The organism is Acinetobacter sp. 148 (genome assembly GCF_031196675.1).
Lineage (GTDB): Bacteria > Pseudomonadota > Gammaproteobacteria > Pseudomonadales > Moraxellaceae > Acinetobacter > Acinetobacter baumannii.
Genome location: NZ_JAVIMT010000014.1, coordinates 34,970 through 56,577, shown reverse-complemented (window position 1 = coordinate 56,577; position 21,608 = coordinate 34,970). Strand labels below are relative to the sequence as shown.

At 41.9% G+C, this 21,608-nt stretch carries 20 protein-coding genes; 4 read left to right on the top strand and 16 right to left on the bottom strand.

From position 1 onward, the window contains the following. Positions 1-8 precede the first annotated feature (8 nt). The 3 genes from RFX69_RS02025 to RFX69_RS02015 all read right to left on the bottom strand — a co-directional run bounded on the left by RFX69_RS02025 (position 9) and on the right by RFX69_RS02015 (position 3,000). On the bottom strand, positions 9-854 hold the full coding sequence (locus RFX69_RS02025) for a transketolase (protein WP_032059121.1): 846 nt from the start codon (positions 852-854) through the stop codon (positions 9-11). Between the two features lie 19 nt (positions 855-873). Further along, on the bottom strand, positions 874-2,175 hold the full coding sequence (locus RFX69_RS02020) for an MFS transporter (protein WP_000381875.1): 1,302 nt from the start codon (positions 2,173-2,175) through the stop codon (positions 874-876). 75 nt (positions 2,176-2,250) lie between these two features. Continuing rightward, positions 2,251-3,000, bottom strand: a complete 750-nt coding sequence (locus RFX69_RS02015) for an SDR family NAD(P)-dependent oxidoreductase (RefSeq protein ID WP_005111817.1) — start codon at positions 2,998-3,000, stop codon at positions 2,251-2,253. 184 nt (positions 3,001-3,184) lie between these two features. Between RFX69_RS02015 and RFX69_RS02010 the strand changes: the two genes are divergently transcribed. After that, positions 3,185-4,060 (top strand): LysR substrate-binding domain-containing protein, encoded by an 876-nt coding sequence (locus RFX69_RS02010; protein ID WP_098714593.1) that lies wholly within the window; start codon positions 3,185-3,187, stop codon positions 4,058-4,060. 11 nt (positions 4,061-4,071) lie between these two features. Here RFX69_RS02010 and RFX69_RS02005 read toward each other — a convergent pair whose 3' ends face one another. Next, positions 4,072-4,518 carry a hypothetical protein gene (locus tag RFX69_RS02005; RefSeq protein WP_289333008.1) on the bottom strand — a complete coding sequence of 149 codons (447 nt, stop codon included), beginning with the start codon at positions 4,516-4,518 and terminating at the stop codon, positions 4,072-4,074. A gap of 191 nt (positions 4,519-4,709) precedes the next feature. Between RFX69_RS02005 and RFX69_RS02000 the strand changes: the two genes are divergently transcribed. Continuing rightward, a complete protein-coding gene (locus RFX69_RS02000; protein WP_289333009.1) occupies positions 4,710-5,855 on the top strand; it encodes an aldose epimerase family protein in 1,146 nt (381 codons plus the stop codon). A gap of 67 nt (positions 5,856-5,922) precedes the next feature. On the opposite strand, the gene RFX69_RS01995 is transcribed toward RFX69_RS02000, so the two are convergent. After that, entirely contained in the window at positions 5,923-7,143 is a 1,221-nt protein-coding gene (locus RFX69_RS01995) for an MFS transporter (protein ID WP_000204263.1), read from the bottom strand. 106 nt (positions 7,144-7,249) lie between these two features. On the opposite strand from RFX69_RS01995, the gene RFX69_RS01990 reads away from it, so the two are divergent. Then, entirely contained in the window at positions 7,250-8,038 is a 789-nt protein-coding gene (locus RFX69_RS01990; RefSeq protein ID WP_001285119.1) for a helix-turn-helix transcriptional regulator, read from the top strand. Here the strand turns inward: RFX69_RS01990 and RFX69_RS01985 are convergent. Next, entirely contained in the window at positions 8,005-9,327 is a 1,323-nt protein-coding gene (locus tag RFX69_RS01985) for a glutaminase (RefSeq protein ID WP_000856715.1), read from the bottom strand. The two genes, RFX69_RS01990 and RFX69_RS01985, sit on opposite strands and share 34 nt — an antisense overlap. Positions 9,328-9,505: 178 nt before the next feature. Beyond that, positions 9,506-9,988, bottom strand: a complete 483-nt coding sequence (gene def / locus RFX69_RS01980; protein WP_114252927.1) for a peptide deformylase — start codon at positions 9,986-9,988, stop codon at positions 9,506-9,508. A gap of 234 nt (positions 9,989-10,222) precedes the next feature. Here def and RFX69_RS01975 point away from each other — a divergent pair, with 234 nt between their 5' ends. After that, positions 10,223-11,521 carry an MFS transporter gene (locus RFX69_RS01975; RefSeq protein WP_289333010.1) on the top strand — a complete coding sequence of 433 codons (1,299 nt, stop codon included), beginning with the start codon at positions 10,223-10,225 and terminating at the stop codon, positions 11,519-11,521. Between the two features lie 62 nt (positions 11,522-11,583). Here RFX69_RS01975 and RFX69_RS01970 read toward each other — a convergent pair whose 3' ends face one another. The 9 genes from RFX69_RS01970 to RFX69_RS01930 form a co-directional block, all read right to left on the bottom strand. Next, entirely contained in the window at positions 11,584-12,780 is a 1,197-nt protein-coding gene (locus RFX69_RS01970) for a hypothetical protein (RefSeq protein ID WP_000753775.1), read from the bottom strand. A gap of 155 nt (positions 12,781-12,935) precedes the next feature. Further along, positions 12,936-14,576: a thiamine pyrophosphate-binding protein gene (locus RFX69_RS01965; protein ID WP_289333071.1), complete on the bottom strand. Its 1,641-nt coding sequence runs from the start codon at positions 14,574-14,576 to the stop codon at positions 12,936-12,938. A gap of 38 nt (positions 14,577-14,614) precedes the next feature. After that, positions 14,615-16,081: an aldehyde dehydrogenase gene (locus RFX69_RS01960; protein ID WP_001040557.1), complete on the bottom strand. Its 1,467-nt coding sequence runs from the start codon at positions 16,079-16,081 to the stop codon at positions 14,615-14,617. Positions 16,082-16,094: 13 nt separating this feature from the next. Beyond that, positions 16,095-16,886: an aspartate dehydrogenase gene (locus RFX69_RS01955; protein ID WP_000735778.1), complete on the bottom strand. Its 792-nt coding sequence runs from the start codon at positions 16,884-16,886 to the stop codon at positions 16,095-16,097. Between the two features lie 15 nt (positions 16,887-16,901). Then, positions 16,902-17,696: an SDR family oxidoreductase gene (locus RFX69_RS01950; RefSeq protein WP_000009973.1), complete on the bottom strand. Its 795-nt coding sequence runs from the start codon at positions 17,694-17,696 to the stop codon at positions 16,902-16,904. A gap of 15 nt (positions 17,697-17,711) precedes the next feature. Continuing rightward, positions 17,712-18,536 (bottom strand): alpha/beta fold hydrolase, encoded by an 825-nt coding sequence (locus RFX69_RS01945; RefSeq protein WP_000988617.1) that lies wholly within the window; start codon positions 18,534-18,536, stop codon positions 17,712-17,714. Between the two features lie 36 nt (positions 18,537-18,572). Then, positions 18,573-19,094: a cupin domain-containing protein gene (locus RFX69_RS01940; protein WP_000211626.1), complete on the bottom strand. Its 522-nt coding sequence runs from the start codon at positions 19,092-19,094 to the stop codon at positions 18,573-18,575. A gap of 23 nt (positions 19,095-19,117) precedes the next feature. After that, positions 19,118-20,341 carry an MFS transporter gene (locus RFX69_RS01935; RefSeq protein ID WP_000064049.1) on the bottom strand — a complete coding sequence of 408 codons (1,224 nt, stop codon included), beginning with the start codon at positions 20,339-20,341 and terminating at the stop codon, positions 19,118-19,120. Between the two features lie 42 nt (positions 20,342-20,383). Then, on the bottom strand, positions 20,384-21,595 hold the full coding sequence (locus tag RFX69_RS01930) for an NAD(P)/FAD-dependent oxidoreductase (RefSeq protein WP_000411874.1): 1,212 nt from the start codon (positions 21,593-21,595) through the stop codon (positions 20,384-20,386). Between the last annotated feature and the right edge of the window lie 13 nt (positions 21,596-21,608).

The window sequence follows — 21,608 nt, the reverse complement described above, 5'->3', positions numbered from 1 at the left end:
TGTATTCCTTACTGTCCGTAGTGGGTCAAAATATTTAGAGCATCGTCCCATTCATGTTCATCAACACGAATGAAGTGTGTTTTTTCGCGGCTTTCCAAGAACGATACGCCTTTACCCATTTTGGTGTCACAAATAATGACTCTTGGGCATGCTCCCTCATAGTTTCGTGCTTGATCGAATGCCTCAAGCAGAGCTTCCATGTTGTTGCCATCTACACGTTGGGTGTACCAACCAAATGACTGCCAACGATCAACAATTGGCTCAAATGCTAAAATTTCGCTGGAGTGCCCATCTGCCTGCTGATTATTCACATCAATAATGGCAATCAAGTTATCTAGTTTCCAATGAGAAGCAGACATCACTGCCTCCCATGTTGAGCCTTCATTTAACTCTCCATCAGAAAGTAAGTTATAAACAAAAGCATCTGATTTTTTCTGTTTCAGCCCTAGACATGCACCAACTGCAATTCCAAGACCATGACCCAATGAGCCACCTGTAATTTCCATACCCGGTGTGTAAGAAGCCATACCCGACATCGGTAGACGACTGTCATCTGCACCGTAGGTTTCAAGTTCTTCAAGTGGGATAATTTTTGCTTCAATTAAGGCTGCATAGAGTGCAATTGCATAATGTCCAATAGAAAGATAAAAACGGTCACGGCCTTCCCATTCAGGGTTTTCAGGCTGATATTTCATGGCATGAAAATAAGATACTGCCAGTAGATCTGCTGCACCTAAAGCTTGTCCAACATAGCCTTGGCCTTGTACTTGCCCCATACGTAAAGCATGTTGGCGAATGTGGTAGGCACGTTGTTGCAACTCGGCAATTTGGCCTGCTTTATCAACATTTAACATTGTCATTTACTATTCCTTATTAACGATTAACCAGTTTTGCCGGAACACGCAGAACCAGACTGGCACCGAAAATTAATACTGCTGTGATTAAGAACATGCCGATTGCATTTGAACCCGTGTTAGTAGTAATCCAACCAATTAAATACGGCGAGCAAAATCCGGCAAGGTTGGCAAAGCTATTGACGGCTGCAATACCTGCTGCTGCGGAAACACCACCCAAAAAGTTGGTCGGTAACATCCAGAATAAAGAGGATGCCGTCAGCACACCTGAGGCTGCAATGCAAAGGCAAATTAAAGAGAGCGATAGATTTGAAGCGAATAAAGTTGCAAATGTGAGTGCTAAAGCGCCTGCACACATCGGGATAATTAAGTGCCAGCGGCGTTCTTGGAAATGGTCGCCGCTACGCCCCGCCAAAATCATGACCACAATGGCACACATATAAGGCAGGCTTGTGAGCAAACCGATATGCCAGTTATCACTAATACCTGAGTTACGAATGAGAGTTGGCAACCAAAATGTAATTGCGTATTGGCCCATCACGACACAAAAATAAATACCTGCCAGTAGCCATAAACGTTTATCTGCGATGAACTCTTTAACGCTAGCATGACCTTCTTTGTGCTGGTTATCCTGAGCAAGCTCTTGCTTCACCAAGTTCTTTTCATCTTGGGTTAACCAATTGGCGTCTTGAACTGAATCTTTTAAAACAGCAAGTACAAGTAAGCCGACAATCACTGTGGGAATAGCTTCGATCACAAACATCCACTGCCAGCCAAACCAGCCATGTACGCCGCTCATTCGGTCCATAATTAAGCCTGAAAGTGGGCCACCAATCATTCCCGAAATTGGAATCGCGATAAACCAAAGAACTGTCATGCGTGCGCGGCGGTAAGATGGGAACCAGTAAGTGAGATAGAGCAATAAACCCGGAGCTAGCCCAGCTTCGGCGACACCAAGTAAAAAACGTAAGGTGTAAAATTGCCATTCAGTTTGAACAAAAGCAAAACAGCCTGACAAAATACCCCATGTGATCATGATTCGGGCAATCCAACGCCGTGCACCTACTTTATGAAGCACAATATTACTTGGTACTTCACAGAGAAAGTAACCAATAAAGAAAATCCCTGCGCCTAACCCATATACAGCTTCACTAAACTGTAAATCGCTCATCATTTGGAGCTTGGCAAAACCCACATTTACCCGATCTAAATAGGCACAAAAATAACAAAGCATTAAAAATGGCATGAGCCGAAATGCAATTTTTCGATACGCCGATTTACGAACCGTTGTATCTACTTCAGATGAAAATACTGTATCCATCATGCGAATCCCTTTACATTTGGCCACAGTATCCTCTTGTGGCCATCATTCTATTTTTATTTAAATGGTGAGCGTTTAATGAATAAGCATGCCACCATTTACATCGAGTGTTACACCAGTCAAATAAGCTGACAGGTCACTTGCCAAAAATAGTGCTGCATTTGCAACGTCTTGTGCTTTACCTAAACGGCCCAGCGGAATACCAGCCAGAATGTCGTGACGACGGTCATCATTCATTAAACCGCCAGTAATATCAGTCTGGATTAGACCTGGAGTAAGAGAATTTACACGAATCTGATCACCACCAAATTCACGAGCCATCGCTTTTGCGAGACCTAACACGCCTGCTTTAGCAGCGCTATAGTGTGGCCCGCCAAAAATACCACCGCCGCGTTGTGCTGAAACTGAAGATAGGCACACAATGCTTCCACCACCGTTTGCTTTCATAGATGGAATAACCGCTTGTGACATAATCAGTGTTCCGCGCAGGCTGACATCTAAAATACGGTCATAGTCATTGCGCTGAATATCGAGGGTTTTAACTGGCTGAGTAATGCCCGCATTGTTAATTAAAATATCAATCTTGCCATAGTGCTGTAGTGCTTGTTCAACAGCTGCTTTGACCTGTTCTTCGTTCGCAACGTTTGCAGCAAGTCCTAAATGCCCTTCACCAAGCGCCTTTGCAGCGTTTTGGCTTTGAGCAAGATCTAAATCAACAATAATGACTTTGGCACCTTGTTGTGCAAAGATTTCTGCGGTTGCTCGCCCAATTCCACGTTCTGATGCTGCACCGGTAATTAATGCCACTTTTCCTTGTAGTAACATGTTGAATCCTCTTTTACGCTTTATATCCTGAGTTCTGACTTAGAATCTCTTTTTTCACAAAGCCCAGCAATTATCTCGAATTCAACAAGACATGAAAAAAATTCATGCCTATGCTATTTTCAAATAAGTTTTAGGGATAAAAACGGATCATTTCATGGATAGTAGTGAAAACAATTTCAACCAGATGCCCTCAATTAAAACCTTACAGGCTTTTGAACAAACCGCCCGTTTCGGCAATGTTGCCAAGGCAGCCGAGCATTTGAATCTCACGCCTTCGGCAGTGAGTCATCAAATTGCTAAGCTTGAAGAAATGATTGGGCAGAGTTTATTTATTCGTGGTGCGCGTGGTGTGACGCTGACCCCTTCTGGTGAGCGCTATTTTCAAGATGTCACCACCATTTTGCATAACCTAATGTTAGCCACGGAAAAAGCTGCCGATAAAAGTCCGAAAGACAGTTTATATATTCATTCATCCCCAAGTTTTGGTTTGCTTTGGTTGCTCCCTCGCCTCGAATCATTTAAAGAAAAGTTCCCCATGATTCAGGTCAACTTGTCATGTTCCTATGAAAATTTGCACTTTACTCGCGACAAGATCGACATTGATATTCGTCACGGTTTGCCCAACTGGACAGGGGTAGAAATCAGAACGATTCGTAATGAAAAGTTAGAAGTGCTTGCATCCCCTAAGCTACTTGAACGTAGTCCGGTACATAAGCCTCAAGATTTATTAAAAAAAGAACTAATTTTATCGCGTTCAACTTTAGTTACTTGGCCCCAATGGTTTGCCCATCAGGGTTTAAGCATTCCTGAGTTTCCCTACACTTTGAGTTTTGACCGCTCTTATATGTCACTTGAGGCGGCCACACACGGGCTAGGATTTGTTTTAGAAAGTAATTTGCTTACCCAAAATTACTTAGAATCTGGAAAATTAGTTAGAGTTTTTGCAGATGAACTATCGATTCCTATCTCGGCTCATCATTTGGTGTATCCACGAACTCACCAATTTATTCCTAAAATTGAGCTGTTTTTAAACTGGATTCATGATGAGTTGGCGGATTGAGAAAGTAATTATTAAATGATTTGAATTTCCTCAACTCGTAAGTGATGCATCATTTCTCGAATAAATACAAAGTAGGTAAAAATATAAAGCTGATCTGGAGCTACTTGGTTTGTGTAGTAACTCAAACGCTCAATAAAATCATTAAATCCATGCTCAAGCTCGATACGGCTGATTTGCTTTTTAGCACTAAAAAATAACTTACTCAGTTGTGCCATGGCGGTATCAGCCGTAACGGCTATACCATTTATATTGAGATTTCTGAGTGGCTGCGACTCGATGATTTCTTCAATAAAATAAATCATCTTTTCAATCGCAAGCTCATCAATAACACCATGGCCGATACTTTTTGAATTAATAAAACCTAAGCCCTGCTCAAGGTGAATGGACTGGTTATCTAAGTCAAATGACAAGCCATTAAGACCAAGTGAAAACTTTAAAACCGAGTCGGAATGATTCATAAAAATAGCTTATTGTTGAAGTTTGCTAATAAAGTTAATTTGTTTATAACTCTAAATGGTATCGGCTGTTCAGTACTCAGCATTAACTGATCGATTATTATTAACACTATATATAATAAAAACCTCTTTAAAAAGATGAAAAATCAATCTTATATTCATCCAGTCTTACTATTACAAAATAGAGTATAAGCATGAAAAAATTAGCAATTTTAGGTGTTACGGTTTATAGCTTTGCACAACTGGCAAATGCAGCAACGTTAGATGTAAAACCATATGGTACGACTCAAAATGGCCAAAAAGTTGATCTATACACCATGAGTAATAACAATGGAGTCTCTGTATCGTTTATTAGCTTCGGTGGTGTAATTACCCAGATTTTGACTCCCGATGCCCAAGGTAAACAAAATAATATCGTTTTGGGCTTCGATAATCTAAAAGGCTATGAAGTCACTGATACCAAGGAAGGTATTCATTTTGGCGGATTAATTGGTCGTTATGCGAACCGGATTGGTAATGCTAAATTTAGCTTAGATGGGAAAACGTATAATCTTGAAAAAAATAATGGCCCGAACTCATTACATAGCGGCAATCCTGGTTTTGATAAACGTGTGTGGCAAGTTAAACCCCTCATTTCTAAAGGTGAAACTGTTAAAGCTTCTCTGAAGTTAACCAGTCCAAATGGTGATCAAGGTTTTCCCGGAAAGTTAGATGTGGAAGTAATCTACAGTCTTTCAGATCAAAATGAATTTAAGATTGAATATAAAGCCAAAACTGATCAGCCTACAGTCGTCAATCTCACCAACCACAGTTATTTCAACTTATCAGGCGCTGGCAATAACCCTTATGGCATACTAGATCATGTGGTACAACTCAATGCAGACCGTATATTGGTAACCGACCAAAACTCCTTACCAACAGGTGAAATTGCTTCAGTTGCAGGTACACCTTTTGATTTTCGAACGCCTAAGGCGGTTGTGAAAGATATTCGAGCGAATAATCAGCAATTGGCCTATGGATATGGCTATGACCAAACTTGGGTAATTAATCAAAAGTCTCATGGGAAACTCAATCTTGCAGCTATTGTGGTTGACCCAAAATCTAAACGAACCATGCAGGTTTTAACCACTGAACCAAGCGTTCAAATGTATACAGCCAATCATTTATTAGGAAATATTGTTGGCGCAAATGGTGTGCTCTATCGACAAGCAGACGCGCTAGCATTAGAAACACAGCATTTTCCAGATAGCCCGAATCAACCGGCTTTCCCGTCTACACGTTTAAACCCAAATCAAACTTATAAGAGTGTTACCGTATTTAAGTTTGGTGTTCAAAAATAGTCTTTTCAATGAGGCTATGTTCATATTAAAAAGACTCTCAGCTAAGTATGGCTGAGAGTCTTTTCATTTATTTAACTTTTGTGTTTGGTAAAAGTGCTGTTGCAAAACCAAGTAATGGCAATAATGAACATAAACCAAATACCCATTCAATGCCGTTAATATCCGCTAAATGCCCTAGCCCCGCTGCGGCAATACCACTTACCCCAAACATAAGGCCAAACATTAAACCTGCAATCATGCCTACACGGCCCGGAACAGCTTCTTGTGCATAAACCACCATCGCTGCAAAAGCAGATGACAACACCAAACCTGCAATAATTGAGAAAACCGTTGTCCAAAACAAGTTTGCATATGGCATCATTAATGCAAACGGCGCCATGCCAACAAATGAAACCCAGATCACAGCTTTACGGCCAATCTTATCGCCAATTGGGCCACCCGCAAATGTACCTACAGCCACAGCTGCCAAAAAGGCAAATAAGTGTAATTGAGCTGTTTGAATGCTGATATGGAACTTTTGAATTAAATAAAAAGTAAAATAGTTACTAATGCTGGCAATGTAAGTAAATTTAGCAAACATTAATACACTAATTGTGCCCAAGGCGATAATGAGCTTACGGCCATGCAATTTGGTATGTGCTTGCGTAGCACGTGTAACCACCTGACTTTTAGCATGGTTTACTGTCCAGCGGCTTACACCAAATAAAACCCAAATCGCTAAAAGTGCAAATATCACCAAGCCCGCAACTGCATGCTGCCCAAATGGAACAATTAATAATGCTGCTAATAATGGACCAATGGCAGTACCTGTATTTCCGCCCACTTGGAAAGTCGACTGAGCTGTACCGAAGCGCCCACCCGATGCCATACGCGCCACACGCGAAGCTTCTGGATGAAAGGTGGCAGACCCTACCCCAATCAGTGCAGATGCACATAACAACACAGCAAAACTTGGTGAAAATGCCAACAAGATAATGCCGCAGAATGTGACGACCATTCCAAGTGGGAGAAGATACGGTTTTGGATGTTTATCGGTATAAAGTCCAATCCAAGGTTGTAGCAGCGAACCTGTAATTTGATATACAAACGAAATCAGGCCAACCTCCGCAAAACTCAGCGAAAAGTTTGCTTTTAGCATTGGATAGATGGCTGGTAGCACTGCCTGAATTAAATCGTTCAGTAAATGTGCAACCGCCACGGCGCCTACAATTTTAATAATCATTCCTTGAGACTGATCATTTGCAACGGTATTGGCAATACCATCTTTCAATTGTATTGAAGACGTCATACCTGAAAAACTCCAATATTTTTAAATGAGATGCTTATTGTAAATTGTCGCTTATAAAGTTATCTTCCAATAATCATTGTATAAGTGACAACTTTTAGGATAGTTTATGTCCGATTCTCTTATTCAGTCCGATTTGTCTGAACTAGTAATTGGACTCTCTTCTGAACATTCTTACCGAGAAATCACGCCTACCCACACGCATACACGTGCTCAGTTTTTATATGCGTCCACTGGCAACATTCAGGTGTTTACACCTAATCATGTCTGGATTGTGCCGCCCATGTGTGCGTTATGGATTCCGGCAAATGTAGAGCACAGTGTGATTTCACTGAGTCACGTGAAGTTAAATACGGCGTTGGTTGAAGTAAATGCAGCCGCACTCATGGGACAACATTGCTTTATTATTCGAGTAAGCAACCTGTTGCATGAGCTTTTAATACGTTTAAATGAAATTGAACGAGAAGATGCTCCAAATACGGCCACTTCTCAAGAACTTTCCCGTTCTTTACAAATTTTGATTTTTGAAGAAATCCATCGGGCCAATTTGTTGCCTATTCAGATTCCGTGGCCGAAAGACAAACGATTATTAAAAATTTGCCAAGAGTTATTACATACGCCTGACAGTTCAAAAGATTTAACAGATTGGGCCGATGATATTGGTGCGAGTTCTAGAACTTTAATGCGCATGTTTCAAAAAGAAACGGGGCTGTCTTATCGGGCATGGGTACAGCAAATGCATATTGCACTTGCCTTGAGTAAAATCGCGAATGGCGAATCTATTGCCCAAATTTCAGAGTCACTGGGGTATACCAACCCCAGCGCGTTCAGTGCAATGTTTAAGCGACATCTAGGAAAAACACCTCAACAATTTAGAAGTGCCGCGATGTCGCTATAAGTCTTTTTTTTAGAGCGGATCTCATGCTTTTCTAATAAATCATCGAAATCATGATAAACATGAAGTTCTCGATCTTTAGCGGTTCTCGCATGATCTAGGCGCTGTTCAGGATCAACCAAAACAAGGGTATGACCATCATCAATCAGACGATCTACACCTTCTAAGAACATACGTTTACCCACATCGTGGATAAGTGAAATCTGGGTTAAATCAATCACGATTGTGCTTTGGTCAGTGGTCTCGTCTTGTAAAATACGCAACAACATTTCAGCTTCGGTAAACTTCAATACACCTCGAAGCACATACACACTCAATGATGCATCTTTCCCAGTACGATAATGGCTTTGTACAATGGTTTGTGCAGAAGGCGTACCTTCCATGAGATGTAATCCCATGTCACGAGATAATCGTTCTAAAATATCAATTCCTCGAACACTATGACCGTGCTCATCTAGTCGAGGTGAAAAAGCAGCAATACTAACTTGACCCGGCAGCACACCCAAAATACCGCCTGCTACACCACTTTTAGCAGGAATACCGACAGTTGAAAGCCAGTCACCCGCGGCATCATACATACCACAGCTCATCATGACACTGAGCACTTGTCTCACTACAGATCGGTTTAACAAACGCTTTCCAGTTTTAGGGTCGACCCCGCCGTTGGCAAGTACACTGCCCATACGTACCAAATCTTTAACTGTAACCATGATCGCACATTGACGAATGTAACCATTCACAATATCGACAGGGTCAGTTTCCAAAATCCCCACCGTGCGCAACATATAACCGATCGAAAGATTACGGTAGGCTGTTTTGACTTCCGAATCATAAACAGACTCATCAAAACTTAATTCACGACCAGCAAGCTCGCTCATAAAACGGCGTAGAATTTCTGCACTATGCAAACCATGCTTGACCTGAATCAAGGAATGTACAGTAATTGCGCCAGAGTTAATCATCGGGTTTTTCGGACGTCCGTCTTTACCTAATGAAATTTCATTGAAGGCTTCTCCCGAAGGCTCTACCCCTACTTTCGCAAGTACCGCATCAATGCCAAGTTGTTGTAAAACATAAGCATACACAAAAGGTTTAGAAATCGATTGTATGGTGAATTCAACATCATCATCACCGACCGAATAAATTTCACCATCTACCGTAGACATTGCTAGAGCTAATCGATTTGGGTTTGCATTGGCCAACTCAGGAATATAATCGGCGAGATGACCGCTGTTATCGATGTCACAGGCTTCTATAACATTTGCCAAATAATCTGGGAGAGGGGTTTTCATGGTCAGTAACCTTAAATGAGGAGATTTACAACATCGCGCAAAATTTCAGCACAACCTGCTGATAATATTAAAATTATATCTTTTGTAATGAGTTAAAAATCACGATATAAATATTTTAATTCTGTTCTCTTATTTATTTCAAGCTCATTATAGGTTTTTCAAAACTTTAAACTGAAGATTAGCTTATTCTTTCTACAAACAAGATTCCATTTAAATGATCGACCTCGTGTTGAACAATACGAGCAGGAAAACCGTGAAAAATTGTTTCAACTGCTTCACCCTGAAGTGTTAAGTATTTCACCTTAACCATTTCTGCACGTTCAACTTGTCCACGCTCATCCGGTACACTTAAGCAGCCTTCTTCGCCCAAACACGTTTCACTCGAAAATTCTAAAATTTCTGGATTTACCATGACCAAAGCATTCATTTCAGGCGCATCCGGATAGCGTGGATTTGGTCGAGAAGCCACAATAATAACGCGTTTAGAGATATAAACTTGCGGTGCAGCAATCCCCACTCCATTGCGCTCAAGCATTGTCGCATGCATAGCATCAGCAAGCTGATAAAGCCAATTACTGTTTAACTCATTTGCCGAAACAGGAGCCGCAATTAGTTTTAAAATATCTTCACCACGCTTCGCGACAGGTAAAACCACACTCATCCTTTGAATCTCTTATTAAACTGGCTATGACAAGTTTTATTGTGTCGCTGAACGCCCCAAAAGAAAAGTCATTCCTACATCTGTTTTTGTTTTATCTAAAGCGTTTTTTGTTTTAAAGCTTTTTGATCTGCGTAAGTCCAATCTGCGTTGCCCTATAGAACAAATTTCCTCCATTTACTTTTATTTCACTTTTCCATTAATATCCAAACTTCAATTACAACAATTAAGTAAAAAATGGATCAGGACTTAACTTTGCAGGACGCGAACTATCTTAATAAAGAAGATAAACGAACTCTTGCCCTTTCTTCATTGGGTGGAGCTTTAGAGTTTTACGATTTTGTGATTTATGTGTTTTACGCCAAAATCATTTCCGACCTCTTTTTCCCAAGCACGCTTAGTCCGTTTTGGGCCATGCTCAATACTTACGGCATTTTTGCAGCAGGTTATTTTTTTAGGCCCTTAGGCGGGGTTGTCATGGCCCATTTTGGTGATTTGGTGGGACGTAAAAAACTATTTTCGCTTTCTATTTTGCTGATGGCTCTGCCTACCCTGTTTATCGGGATTTTGCCCACTTTTGAAAATATCGGATATTTGGCACCGCTACTTTTGTTACTTATGCGTGTGGTACAAGGGATTGCGATTGGGGGTGAAATTCCAGCTGCATGGACCTTTGTATCTGAACACGTGCCTGAAAGAAAAATCGGACTGGCCAATGGTTTACTCACCGCTGGGCTGTCTTTAGGAATTTTACTAGGTGCACTGATGTCTTTATGGATTTCACTTAATTTTAGTGAAGGACAAATCCATGACTGGGCATGGCGTATTCCTTTCATTGTGGGTGGTATTTTTGGACTCGTTGCACTTTATTTAAGAACGTATTTAAAAGAAACCCCTGTGTTTAAAGCCATGCAGGCCCGTAAAGAAATTTCTAAAGAAATGCCAGTGAAGCAAGTCTTAAAAACGCATAAAACAGCCGTTGCAATTGGCATGTTATTTACATGGTTTTTAACGGGATGTGTGGTGGTGGTGATTTTAGCCATGCCAAATTTGTTGATTGGTTCATTTGGCTTTGAGCGCGCACAGACTTTTGAAATGCAAAGTGCAGCCATTGTCATGCAAATGGTCGGCTGTATTTTAGCAGGCTATTTTGCTGACCGTTTTGGCTGTGGCAAAGTCATGATGATCGGTGCGCTTGCTGTGGCACTTACAGCGGCAGTTTTTTATAACAGTTTGGGGCACGCGGCACATTCAACCATTTTTGGTTTATATATGTTGTTGGGTCTATGCTCTGGTACTGTCGGCATGGTGTCGAACAGTATGGTTAAAATGTTCCCCGCGCCTGTTCGCTTCTCGGGCATTTCATTTTCTTATAATTTATCGTATGCAATTGTTGGTGGTATGACACTGCCTTTAGTTCATTGGCTCAGCCAATATAGTGATATTGGTGCGATGTATTATATTTTCGCGCTAACCATTTTGGCCTTTGTAACTGCCTTTGTGTTTTGGAATAAGTTTGAAAAAAACAGATATTAAAAATTTTCACTTATTAAATAAAAAACCACGCCGATTGCGTGGTTTTTTTAATACTGCTTATTTTAGAAAGTAAACCCAATATTAAAGTTAATACGGTATAACCATTTATCACTATTTGGTGAAGTTGCAGAGGTATAACCCGTTGAGTTGGTTGCCCCACCAATAATGTTAGAGTTTTTACCCCACGTATAATCTGCCCAAACCATAAATGGTGAAGCAATAAACATCATCCCTGTGGTATTCATTTGCGAGTCTGACCAATCATCACGTTTTTTATCCAGATAACTATAATCATTATAAAACTTAATGGCTTTTAGCTTGCCCATATTGGTCACAGGCAACGTATAGGCAAGGTTTAAACTGGCAATGGTTCCTTCCGAAGCAATGAAATAAGCAGGTGTAAAACCATTATTGCCCATTAAGGTCATGTCACTATTTACACCATCCGGATTTTTAGCATCGTACTGATAGTGAATGACCGAACTTTGTAAGTTAAAGCGTTTGTAGTTGTTTTCGGTATGCAAACCGACTGCATAATATTTACCGTCTTTATCAGTCACTTTGTTATGTAGCTGAGCGATTGCACCCGAGACACCAAACTCTTGCTTACCGAAATCAGTTTCTAACTTGCGCACAATGCGGGTATTAAACTGATGACGTTTTTCATTCTGATAAGCTTTTTGAGATGGAAATGCATTTTCTTGCAAGTCATCATAAGTTGCACTTTCAGGTGAATAACGCAAGTTGGTTTCTAACATTTGCGGGTAATAACCGAGTTTTACATCCCAATCTTTGTCGTGATAATTCCAGTTAAGCCCCGGTGCAATGTTATTGCCATATCCTAAAAAGAATGGAATATGATAGGTCCAGCCATTTTGCGGATAGGGATAAATCGTAAATGGTTTATAAACCAGGCCCGCTTCAATGCTGTTATTGGCATCTAGGTTATAGCCCACGTACGCTTTTTCAATGGACGTTTTCTGTTGGTCTTGAAATAGATAGCTGGCGTTGATATAGGCATCATCAAACTTACCTTTGAGATCTACCCTGAAAATATCAAAATAGAGCTTACCGAAACCGCGGTTTGGCCCTTCCCAATCTTCATAACGTTGATTTAACCGAACCACCCCACCTAACTTTAATGAATCTGTGCCATCATCACTTTTCCATTCAAGCAATGAGTCTTTTGCAAATGCATTGACGCTTACCCCCAGCGTAAGCGGTGCAATGAATGCCATGATCAATGAAGTCTTTTTCATCTCTACATCCTTGATTGAGTTCCAGCGTCCTGCTGGAACTTTATTTGTTTTACCTGTAAAACTTCGTTTTTATTGTTTTTTAGACAAAAAAATTTATCTAAAAAAAGGATGGCTTAGCAGCTCCCATCGCATATGTACTAAACCATCCAAACTGGTTAATACAGTTTCTTTTGCGGTGGGCCCGCGAAGTTTAATGGTCCAATCGAGTTCATATCGAGCTCGATTACAGTTGGTCCTTCAAAAGCAACAGCCTCTTGAATAACCGTTTTAAACTCATCTGCACTACCGACTTTCCAGCTTTTCACCCCCATTGATTCGCCAAGGAGTTTGTAGTCTGGTGTATGCAATTCATTAAAATACTGACGACCACCAAAGTAGTTATTTTGAATGCCACGCATTACACCATAACCACCGTCATTCATAATCATTAAGACCATATTGGTGTTTTCTTGCACCATGGTTGCAATCTCACCAATGCCAAGCATTAAGCCGCCATCGCCGACTAAACCAATTACTTTCTTGTCAGGGTTAGCAACTGAAGCACCAATTGCTGTTGCAAGACCTAAACCAATTGCACCCGCAAGTGAGTGGATATTTTGGTTTGGCGCTTGTACCGGGAATAAACGACTGCCCCATGTACTACCCGACATGGTGATGTCACGTACAAAAATACCGTCTTGAGGTAAAGCTGCACGTAAGTGGTCACAAATTAAAGCGTATTGGTCGATTTGCTTACGAAGTGCATCAATTGCAGCTTGTTTAGCAGCCACAACAGCAGCATCGTAATCGGCATCGATTTTTGAAGTGCCTTGAAGCTGTTCTAACACACGTGTTAAGACATCTTTAGCATCGCCACAAATGAAGTTGCGGATTTTGTAATTACGTTGCTGAGCCACTGGGTTTGCATCTACCTGAATAATGTTTTCAGGAAATTCAACCGAATAAGTTTTAGTTTCATTACTACGTAAACGAGAACCCACCACTACCATCAGGTCGGCATCTTTTAATAATTGCTCCACACCCGCCGAGTTATGGAACGCCCCTAAACTACGTGGATGATCATCTGCCAACACCCCACGAGCATGAGTCGATGACACAACCGGAATACCTAAATCTGCAATTGCTTTAACTTCGGCAACGCTATTTAAAGTTCCACCACCAATCCAGAAAATCGGACGTTTTGCTTTTTTGATTTCGCTTACAAGAAGATCAATTTCTGCTTGCTCTGCCTGTGGCAACTCAAGTGCTTTCACTGGCCCAAGATTAAGTGGTAAATCGATTTCTGCTGCTTGTACATCAATTGGTAACTCAACACTAACTGGTCCCATTGGAACTGTGGTTGCTACACGGATGGCTTCACGTATTACACCAACAGCATTGTCTGGGCTGGTAATACGGAACGCCGCTTTGCTCGATGCACGCAAGAATGTAAGTTGGTCTTTGGTTTCATGGATGAAGCTTGCATCACGGTCAAGATATTCACGCTCAACTTGACCCGTTAAATGCAATACAGGGCTACCCGCATTCATTGCTTCAATCAGTGAACCTACGGCATTACCTGCCCCAGCACCTGTACTGGTCAACGCTACACCTAGGCCTTTAAAGCGTGAGTGTGCATCTGCCATGGTAACTGCGCCAGCCTCACCACGGGCTGCAACAAAACGCATTTTTTCACGGCGCCCTATCGCATCGGCAATAGGTAAATTGTGGATGGAAATAACACCATAAATACTATCAACTTGGTGCGCTTCTAAAACTCTTGCGATTGCTTCGCCTACATTTACACGTTCAGTCATGTCTATTCCTCAAAATTTGTTTTCAGTCCTTGAATTTATTAATCGCACCAAGGGTTAGGCTGTTCATTCAGCCCCATATAAATACTCTTTTGTTGCATGTACGATAAAATGCCCAAACGGCCTTTTTCGCGCCCAATCCCACTGTCTTTAAAGCCACCAAACGGCGCACTAATCGAGAATTTTTTGTAGGTATTAATCCATACCGTTCCCACTTCTAATGCACGTGCAATACGCCAAGCTTTGCGATAGCTTTCAGTCCAGATACCTGCGGCAAGACCAAAACAACTGTCATTGGCTTGGGCAATTAAATCTTGCTCATTGTCATATTTCATAACGACTAAAACAGGACCAAAAATTTCTTCCTGACAGGTTTGAGCACTGTTATTTAAGCCCGTAATAATGGTCGGTAAGTAATAGCTTCCTTTGGCATAGTCACCAGTCGTAAGTGCCTCACCACCAATCAGAACCTGACCACCTTCGCTTTTAGCAAGTTGCACATAGCGATCAACTGACTGCAAATGTTTGTCATTGACCAGTGGTCCTAAATGCACGCCTGCCTGTTCCGGATGGCCCACACGTAAACCTTTGGTAATTTCAACCAAACGCGTTAAAAACTGATCGTAAAGACTGCTATGAATAAACAAGCGAGAACCTGCAATACACGCTTGGCCTGCCGAGCTAAAAATACCGTAAGCCACACCTTTAGCAGCCAGTTCGACATCTGCATCCGGTAAAACGATGGTTGGTGACTTACCACCTAACTCAAGCGAAGTGGTAATCAGTTTATCTGCAGCAATATGTGCCAAATGACGACCCGTGGTTGTTCCACCTGTAAAAGAAATTTTACGAACCAATGGGTGCTGAGCAATGGCATCACCAATGATAGAACCACGCCCCACTAACACACTAAGTAAGCCTTTTGGTAAACCAGCCTCTTCAAAAATTTTGGCAAGCTCTAAAGCAATGAGTGAAGTTGCTTCTGCTGGTTTTAACACTACGGCATTTCCTGCTGCCAAAGCTGGAGCAAGCTTTTGAACTTCACTCGCAATTGGAGAGTTCCAAGGAGTAATAGCTGCCACAACCCCTACAGGTTCATGCACACTCATGGTCATAAAGTCTGGAGCACGTTGAGTGGTGAGTTCATCATTTAGCGTTTCACATGCTGCTGCAACATAACGCGCAGTTGCCGCAGCGCTCATCACTAAACCACGAGTTTCGGTTAAAGGCTTCCCATTATCTCGGGTTTGCAGTTTCGATAATTCATCTACACGCGCTTCAATAATGTCTGCAACTTTATAGAGAATACGTGCGCGCTCATGCGGCAAGCTGTTTCTCCAGCTCGGTTGACGCCAAGCCTGATCCGCTTTTTCAATTGCTTCATTTACATCTTCAAGCGTTGCTGTTGAAAGCTCAGCGTTTACCGACTGATCTGCCGGAAACAGGCTTTGAATGACTGCACCACGGCCTAATCGCCATTCACCCGCAATATAAATTTCCTTTGCCATGATCAAATCCTTCTTAAATCTGTATTGCTTCTACACTGTTGCGACAAGCACGAATCACGCTAAGCGCAGCCAAAGTTGATGTTTTTGGGTTACTTGGCAGCGGCACACCCACCAGTTCAATGGTCATTTGTCCAAAGCCACCTTCCGCCACAATGGTGTGTTTGTTCTTGTTTATAGTTGGATCAACAGTTAACTCAACCATGGTTTCATCCATTCCAAGCCCTGCAAGTGCAATGGTTGCTGCAACGTTGGCATTGGCCGGAAATTTCATGGCAGCTTCACGGGCAGTTCCAGTAAAAAAAACCGTAGGTTCTGAAACATGGTCTAAATCGACCAATTGCTCTGCATAACTACCCTTCCAGCTTTTTGGACTTTTACAGCCTTTATAAGTGACCTTTTGCAAGCCACCTTCTTTGGCCGCAGAAATACCGTCAATACCTGCGATAGCCCCTGCCAGTAAATGCAGATGGGCATCATTTTTTTCGGCAGTTTGTTTAAGCTGAACCAAAAACTCGCTATCAGCCAAAGTACCCACCGAAATCAGACCAATGGTCCAGCCTTTCGCTAAAACTTTTTGAGCATGCTCTTTCACTGCTGCTTGACCTGCCACTTCAATGACATAGTCTGGTGTACCATCACATTGCTCAATATCTGAAATCACTTGAATGTCAGAAGAGACTTGTGACTGCACTTTTTCAATGCTGCGAGATGGCACTACAATCCACTTGAGTTGCAGATCTTGAGGCAAGTGGGCATACACTTCTGCTGCCATTGCGCCAAAACCAATCATCATCAACTTTTTCATGACAGCACCTGATATTTATAAATGTTTGTTAAAACCACCTGAGACATCTATTGCCGAACCTGTGGTGTAAGATGCCAATGGTGATGCCAAGAAAACTAAAGCACGTGCAGGCTCTTCTGGACGGCCTAAGCGCTGCATAGGAATGCCACGATTTTTTGCAATATTGCCTGTCCACTCTTCCCATGACAGATTTAAATCTGAACGGGTTTCATAACGGCGCTTCCACTGCGCAGATTCGACCATTCCGAGTAAAATCGAATTCACACGAACGCCATATTGAGTAAATTCATGTGCCAACGAATGGGTTAAATTCAACAGTGCAGCACGTGCAGATGAAGTCGCAATCATGTGCGGTTCCGGTTGCAATGCCAGTAACGAGTTCACATTGGTAATTGAGGCATTTGCCGACTGTTTTAAGTCGTCAAGAAAAGCCCGTACCGGATGTAACACACTGAAATATTTCAGCTCAATCTCTTTCATCCAGTCTTCATCTTGCGTATTTTCAAAATTTGAAACACGGCCTTGTCCAGCATTGTTAATAAGCATGTCCACATTGCCCAAATTGAGTTTGACCTCTTTGGCAAATTGCTGAACTTCTTCTTTTTTCAAAACATTACATGCTTTGGTAAAAATATTGGCATGTGGAAATTTTTCTAAAATATAGTGCTTAGAAGCATTTAAACGTTCTTCATCGCGACCACACCAAGCAACTTTTGCACCCTCTGCAACTAGTATTTCAACAGCAGCCAGCCCAATCCCAGATGAGCCACCGGTAACAACTGCAACTTTTCCTTCAACTTGGAAGCTCATAATCCTTAATCTCTCTTACGATTGTTCCTGAATCGTCAACATAATTTGGTTAAATGCTTGCGGTTGGTCGACATAACTTAAATGTCCTGCATCTTCTATGACGAAGCGCTGTTCCAACTGCAATTCCTGAGCAAGCTCTTGTATACCTAACGCAGGAGTGATTTGATCTTGCTGCCCTGCAATGACTGTGCATGGGACTTTTAAATCGGTTAAATAATTACGTATTTCGTCATATGCCAGTAAGTACGATGCATGTGTGAAACCTTGTAAGGTCAACTGCTGCATCACTTCTGAAACTAAAGCTAAGGCCTGTGGCTCTTGTTTATAAATCAAATGAGGTCCACGACTTTGGGCCATTCCTTTAGCGCCGAGTTCTTTCAACATTTTTGGTCTTTTTTCAAAAACCTGAATTTGTGTTTGTTCATCGTGGCGTTGGTAGCCTTGCGCCAAGTTAGCGACCACCAAATGTTTCACTCGCTCTGGGTAAAGTGCAGCAAATGCACTGCCCTGTAAGGCACCTAAGGAGTGTCCCACTACAATTGCTTTTTCAATTTTTAAAGCATCGAACAACCCTGCCAAACGCTTTGCGTAGTCGGTCGCATTCGGTTGATCCGTTAAAAGTTCATCTGATTTGCCATAGCCCGGTGCGTCCCAGGCAATGACATGAAAATGATGAGACAGCACTTCAAGTTGGTTTACCCATGAAGCAGAACCGGAACTAATGCCATGCAACAGCACAAGGTATTCGCCCTGACCAGCTTCCCGATAGGCTTGTTGCTGGCCTTGAACATTGACCGTTTTCACCGGAAATTCTGCTAACTTTTCAATGAGTGTCATCATTTTTAATTCTTTCCTTTTATTGACTTCATCAAACAATTAACGTTTGATTTGAGACAATGGATGCTCTGGTGGATAGTTAGGAATTGTTGGTTTACCTGTTCCCAACATCACGCACATCAAGGCGTCTTCTTGACCTGGGTTAAACAAACCACGGTAGATTCCCGGTGGAATTGAAATCAGGTCACGCTCTTTTAAACGGGTCTGGAATTTCTCGCCGTTGTGCTCAATAAACAAATCAATTTCGCCGCGGAGCATAAAGAAAACTTCTTCAACGTCGTGGTGAATGTGCAAAGGACCTTCACACTGTGGTGGTAGCACCATAGTCGAAAACGTAAAGTTCTCTGCAGGTACAGTATTGCTGTCATTTGCAACACCAGTTGCACCCGTACCCATATAGCGCATTTGAGCACGACGATATTTCGGGTCGTAATCGGCTTGGAACTTCAAAGCCTCAAAGTCATATTTACGAGTCTCAAAGCGAGCAATACGTGTGTTTAACCAATCTTCTAAAGAAGCGCCTTCCGGCTGTTTCCACGATTCGAATTGTTGTGTAGTCATTTTTTAAACTCCTATACAGTGAATTAATAACGTTTTAAAAGAGGAACCAAGAACAACGACCCAATGACAGCGACTGCAGCCAAGAAGGTAATTCCCAAATTAAAACTATGTGTTTGCATCACGATGTAACCGATCAGTACAGGTGCAATTGCACTTGCAAAATTGCCTAACCCATTAAATATTCCACCCGCTGTTGCACCTACATTTGAGGTGGTTACTCGGGCAAGCAAAGCAAATACCGCAGCCACTCCAAAGCCCCACGCCATAGCACTTAAAGACATAGCAGCAATAATCAATAATGGCTCAGTCATAATGACCATCACATACATGAAGATGCCCGCGAGTAATAAACCGCTGAATACTTGAATTGCGCGGCGGCCTAATTTGTCAGATAAAAACGCACCAACCACTTCGCCAATTAACATGGCAATGAATGGAAAGCTTGAATACACCCCAAACTCTTTGAGGTTGAATCCTTTGTCTTGCATGAGATAAGAAGGAACCCAACTGTTTAGGCCCCACAAATAAGTCATTAAGGCAATATTGAATAAGCACACCAACCAGAACGCGCTATTGCTCACAAGTACTTTGGTGTTGGCGATATGGCCTTTGAAGTTAGTACGTTTACTTTCACCTTCAAGCTCAACAGTTTTCTTGAGTTGCAAATTACGCAGACCAAAAACAATGCTTAAAATTGCAATGAGTGTTAGTGCAGCCATCACAAAAAAAGTGGTGTGCCAGTCGTGGTGTGCCAGAACGGCTGCCGTAATTGGGAACCCAAGGAATGCACCAATCGGTGTACCCAGTAAGAACATGGTTGAGGCACGTGCCTGCTGACGGTCTGTATAAGTCTGCTTAACAATGGTGTATGCCAAAGCAAATAGCGGACCTTCTGCCAAACCGAGTAGAACCCGTAAAATCAACATGCCTGAGTAGCTGGTGGTAAAGCCCATGCAAAGCATGAGTAAACCCCAAGAGGTTACACTCCAGAACAACATTTTCTTTGGGTTAAAAATGTCGCCTAAAAAGCTTAGAAAGACTGATGAAAAACCATAAGCAAGTAAAAAACTTGTCATGAGCCATCCGAGTTTGGCTTTATCTTCAGCAATTCCCATCGAGCTTTGAAAATGTGGGTCTGAAAATAAAACCGCAATACTGATCTTGTCGAAAAATGCCAGTACTACACACACCATAAGGACAAAAGCAGGTACCCAATGCTTTAATCCACTTTTTTCTTCATTACTCATGTGTCATTCCTTCGATTTGGTAATGAGAACCAGATTTAATGTTTACGGTTTTAACTTCATGACATTAAATTCAGCATCTGCTAATAATTTTGGATCTAAAACGGTATTGGCTTGCATCCAACGCTTTGCCAGCTTGATTAACTTCGAGTCATTAATGGCAATCATATTCAGCAAGCGATTTTCATGGTCCAGATATAAATAGCTCACCTGATCTTCACCACCTTGGCGAATCACCACTTCTTTGGTTTTTTCAGGTTGATATGTTCCTAAAATCTGGATATTAAAGTGATATTGATCAGACCAAAGCCAAGGAATATCGGTATATTCAGTTTCAATTCCGAGCATTGATTTCGCAGCTGCAATCGCCTGGTTTTGTGCATTTGCCCAAGACTGAATGCAATAGCCCAAGCCCGGATGAATCGCGACATCGCCTGCGGCATAAATGTCTTGATCCGAGGTTTGTCCAAAACAATTCACCACAATGCCATCTTTCACATCGAGCCCAGCATGCACGCCTAACTCTTTCGCAATCTCGGCACCTGCACCCACTACAACACAATCAAATAACTGGCTATGTTGAGGATGGTTCACCACTTCAACTTTTTGATCTGGTGCTTCCACCAAATGAAGGCTCTTGCTGTCTAAATGAATTTTTGTGCCTTGAGCCTCATGCATATTTTTTAAAAATGCAGAAACTTCCGGACTCACACTTCTTGCACATAAGCGGTCCCCATATTCAAAAATATGAACATCTTTGCCTTGCTTACGTGCAGTTGCAGCGATTTCCAAACCAATCCAGCCACCGCCAATCACAGCAACATTTTTTGCATTCTTTAAAATTTCAGCCAGACGTTCACAGTCACGTACATTTCGCAAAGTCACAACATTTGGAATGAACTGCCATGTATTGACGGGTACACGGGCACGGCTTCCTGTTGCAATCAACAATTTGTCATAGGGTAAAATCTGTCCACTTTCTAAATGAACCTGCTTTTGCTCGCGATCGACTTTTGTTGCAATTTCCGGTTTGTGCCATTGAATGTTGAACTCTTGAACCTGTTCTGGAGAGAACAAATTCAAACTTTCATAACTTGCTTCTTTTGAAAGTACTTGCTTAGACAGTGGCGGACGCTCATAAAACACCTGATCTTCATTTGAGACCACATGAATTTCACCCACATATCCATTTTGACGTAAGGTACTAACTGCCCAACCTGCAGCCTGCCCCGCCCCTACAATTACAATCTTTTCCATAGCCTTTCTTCCT